The sequence below is a fragment of the Phyllobacterium sp. P5_D12 genome (assembly GCF_054049495.1).
This window is the reverse complement of sequence record NZ_JBFUMG010000559.1, coordinates 1-2,864: the sequence shown is the minus strand read 5'-3', so window position 1 is coordinate 2,864 and position 2,864 is coordinate 1. Positions and strand designations below refer to the sequence as shown.

The following is a 2,864-nucleotide window of genomic DNA, read 5'->3' as shown; positions in this document are numbered from 1 at the left end:
GAACAGGGCGCAATAATCACACTTTTCTCGTCAGAACAGATCGCGGACAACGCAAGCGGCTTGCCAGCGGCTTGCTTTTACCGCTATTGCGGGATKCATTCCTGGCGGATTTTCCGCTACATTGCATTTTTCTGATGGAGTGCGCGCCATGTCCCTTCCCGACAAAGCTTTTCCGGTCTCTTGGGACCAATTCCATAGGGATGCCCGCGCCTTGGCCTGGCGTGTTGCCGGTATGCAGCGTGAATGGCGCGCCATGGTCGCGATTACGCGCGGTGGATTGGTCCCGGCAGCCATCATCTGTCGCGAGCTTGGCATTCGTATGATCGAGACGGTGTGTATTGCATCCTACCACGACTACGACGAGCAAGGCGAGCTCAAGGTCCTGAAGAATGTTGATCCACGGCTTCTCGAGAACGAAGGCGAAGGCATTCTGGTCGTTGATGACCTGACCGATACAGGCAAGACCGCTGCCATCGTGCGCGAAATGATGCCGAAAGCGCATTTTGCTACCGTTTATGCGAAACCCAAGGGGCGCCCGCTCATCGACACGTTCGTGACCGAAGTTTCACAGGATACCTGGATCTATTTCCCGTGGGACATGGGCCTGACCTACCAGGAACCGATCACCAAGGGCCATGGCGGATAACGTTCTAAAGCCAGCCGCTCTTGCGGAACCGCCAATATAGAGTCAAGCACACAAGTCCGATCGCTCCCAACACCCAGTAATACCCATTGGGAGAATCAAGCTCTGGCATGTGCTTGAAATTCATGCCGTAAATGCCGGCGATAGCTGTCGGCACAGCCAGTATCGCCGCCCAGGAGGCCAAGCGCTTGGAAATCACCGTTTCCTGACTTTGGCCAACGAGTAAGCTCGCTTCAAACGCAAAGGCTAAAACCTCACGCAAACCATCGATCTTCTCCTGAACGGTGCGGACGTGATCAGTGACATCTCTGAAATGAGGCTGCATCGCTGTCTGTATCTGCGGCAGATCCGTATTGCTTAATCGTCCACACACGTCGACAAGCGGTCCAATCGCGTTGCGCAGGCGCAAAAGATCCCGGCGCAGCATGTACAGGCGTTCGATATCGCTGCTGGTCATAGGTTTCGCGAGTACACGGTCCTCGATTGATTCCACTTCATCATGAATTGCTTCCAGCACCGGCATGTAATTGTCGACGATGAAATCCAGAATTGCGTAGAGGATGAAATCTTCACCTTTTGCCAGTGCATAAGGTGACGTCTCCCAATGCTGCCGCACGGCCGCATACGACGTCGACGCTCCGTGGCGAACGCTGACGATATATCCTTTACCAAGGAAAACATGCGTTTCACCAAATTCTACACGGCCATTGATCAGTTGTGCCGTGCGCGCCACAATAAAAATTGCGTCACCATACTGCTCGAGCTTTGGACGCTGGTGAGCGTGTTCCGCATCCTCAATAGCCAAGCTGTGCAGGCCGAATTGCTTTTGAACCCGGTGCAGAAGTTTGCCGTCCGGTTCTAACAATCCGATCCAGACGACGTGTCCTTCCTTTTGAGTCCACGTTCCTGCTTCATCGATCGAGATGTCCGCTATGCGCTGGCCGTTGGCGTAAACACATGACGCTACAACGCTAACGTTTTCATCCTCTGGTGAATTTGCAGCACCGAAAGGTCGCGAAGCCTCTTCGAACGACGATCTGGAAGATGTCATTGTCCCTCCCATTTGTGATTTCACACAGGTTATCCCTTGTGGTTCAACCTTTCCAGCTATCCCTTAGTCGGGCTCTGACGGCGCCCCGCTGGAAATTTCGATCTATTTTTTTGCACTGCTGTTCAAAAAAATGTCATAAGTCGCATATAAGCAGCAAACTGTAGCCAAAGAACGATTGCGGATTATTCGAATCGGTTCACACTTGCTGAAAACAAGCTGAAATGAGCGGAACATTGAACGTAACCTATCTAAACGAAATCGTATCGGACAAGCGGATCGAAATGCCGGATGGCAGGATCTGCCAGGTCGCTGCACTCGTTTATCGCCTCAAGAAAAATCGACCCGAGATCTTGTTGATTACAAGCCGAGGAACCGGCCGCTGGGTTCTGCCCAAGGGTTGGCCACAGGTCGGCAAGACGTTTGCCCAGTCCGCGCAAAGGGAGGCCTATGAAGAAGCCGGCGTGCGCGGCGACACGGCGCCCTTTTCTATCGGTACATACACGTACGAAAAACACGATGTGTGTGACGGTGAATCCGGCGATTTCATCGTTGATGTTTTTCCTATGCATTTTTCGCACCAGGAAAAGAATTGGCCTGAGCGCGGCGAACGCCGGCTCGATTGGGTAAGCGTCAACGAGGCCGCCCAACGGGTGGAAGAACCCGGGCTGAAAAACCTCCTTGCAAGCTTTGATCTTGGGGCTTTAGCCGATCACTGAGCACCGCGACGCTTACAATGCGCTTGCATCTCATTCAAATTTTCAAATTTTCCCAGTGATGGCCTTTCCCCAGAAACTTTGCACGCCACTAGCTTGCAAAAATTTCTTAGGTTTCTCCCCGTTATCCACATATGTGACACAAGATATTGCGGTCACAATTATGTAAAAAACTATGACTTGACGCTTGCACGCGAGTCATTTTTTATGGTGAACGGCGTTGCGTTAGTGGCGTGACCGGAGTGTCTGTAACCGGCCTTTTTCCAGTTTATCCAGTGTTTACCAAAGCTTGCACTCCAGCGCGCGTGCAAGGGATGGATCACTTCTGGACCGAAAAAACGCCTGCGCGCAAGTCGATTATTTTGTTGGGTAAATGGCCAATTAACACTATATTTAGTGTTTACAGGCAGAATATTTACCAGATAGTGTGACAGTTCTTAAGGGGTAAGAATCACAC

Annotated in this window: 3 protein-coding genes; 2 read left to right on the top strand and 1 reads right to left on the bottom strand. The window is 51.7% G+C overall.

Annotated features, from left to right (window positions below; all coding sequences use genetic code 11):
- Positions 1 to 148 precede the first annotated feature (148 nt).
- Positions 149 to 646, top strand: coding sequence for a xanthine phosphoribosyltransferase (gene gpt, locus ACXJ5O_RS23460; protein WP_112530208.1), 498 nt, complete (start codon positions 149 to 151; stop codon positions 644 to 646).
- Between the two features lie 4 nt (positions 647 to 650).
- Here the strand turns inward: gpt and ACXJ5O_RS23455 are convergent, their stop codons facing one another.
- Positions 651 to 1,694 (bottom strand): magnesium and cobalt transport protein CorA, encoded by a 1,044-nt coding sequence (locus ACXJ5O_RS23455; protein WP_457302007.1) that lies wholly within the window; start codon positions 1,692 to 1,694, stop codon positions 651 to 653.
- A gap of 221 nt (positions 1,695 to 1,915) precedes the next feature.
- Here ACXJ5O_RS23455 and ACXJ5O_RS23450 point away from each other — a divergent pair, with 221 nt between their 5' ends.
- Entirely contained in the window at positions 1,916 to 2,410 is a 495-nt protein-coding gene (locus ACXJ5O_RS23450) for an NUDIX hydrolase (protein ID WP_457302006.1), read from the top strand.
- Positions 2,411 to 2,864 lie beyond the last annotated feature (454 nt).

Coding starts and splice junctions, on each gene's coding strand:
- ACXJ5O_RS23455 (WP_457302007.1), bottom strand. CDS start 1,694: ATGACATCTTCCAGATCGTCGTTCGAAGAGGCTTCGCGACCTTTCGGT.
- gpt (WP_112530208.1), top strand. CDS start 149: ATGTCCCTTCCCGACAAAGCTTTTCCGGTCTCTTGGGACCAATTCCAT.
- ACXJ5O_RS23450 (WP_457302006.1), top strand. CDS start 1,916: ATGAGCGGAACATTGAACGTAACCTATCTAAACGAAATCGTATCGGAC.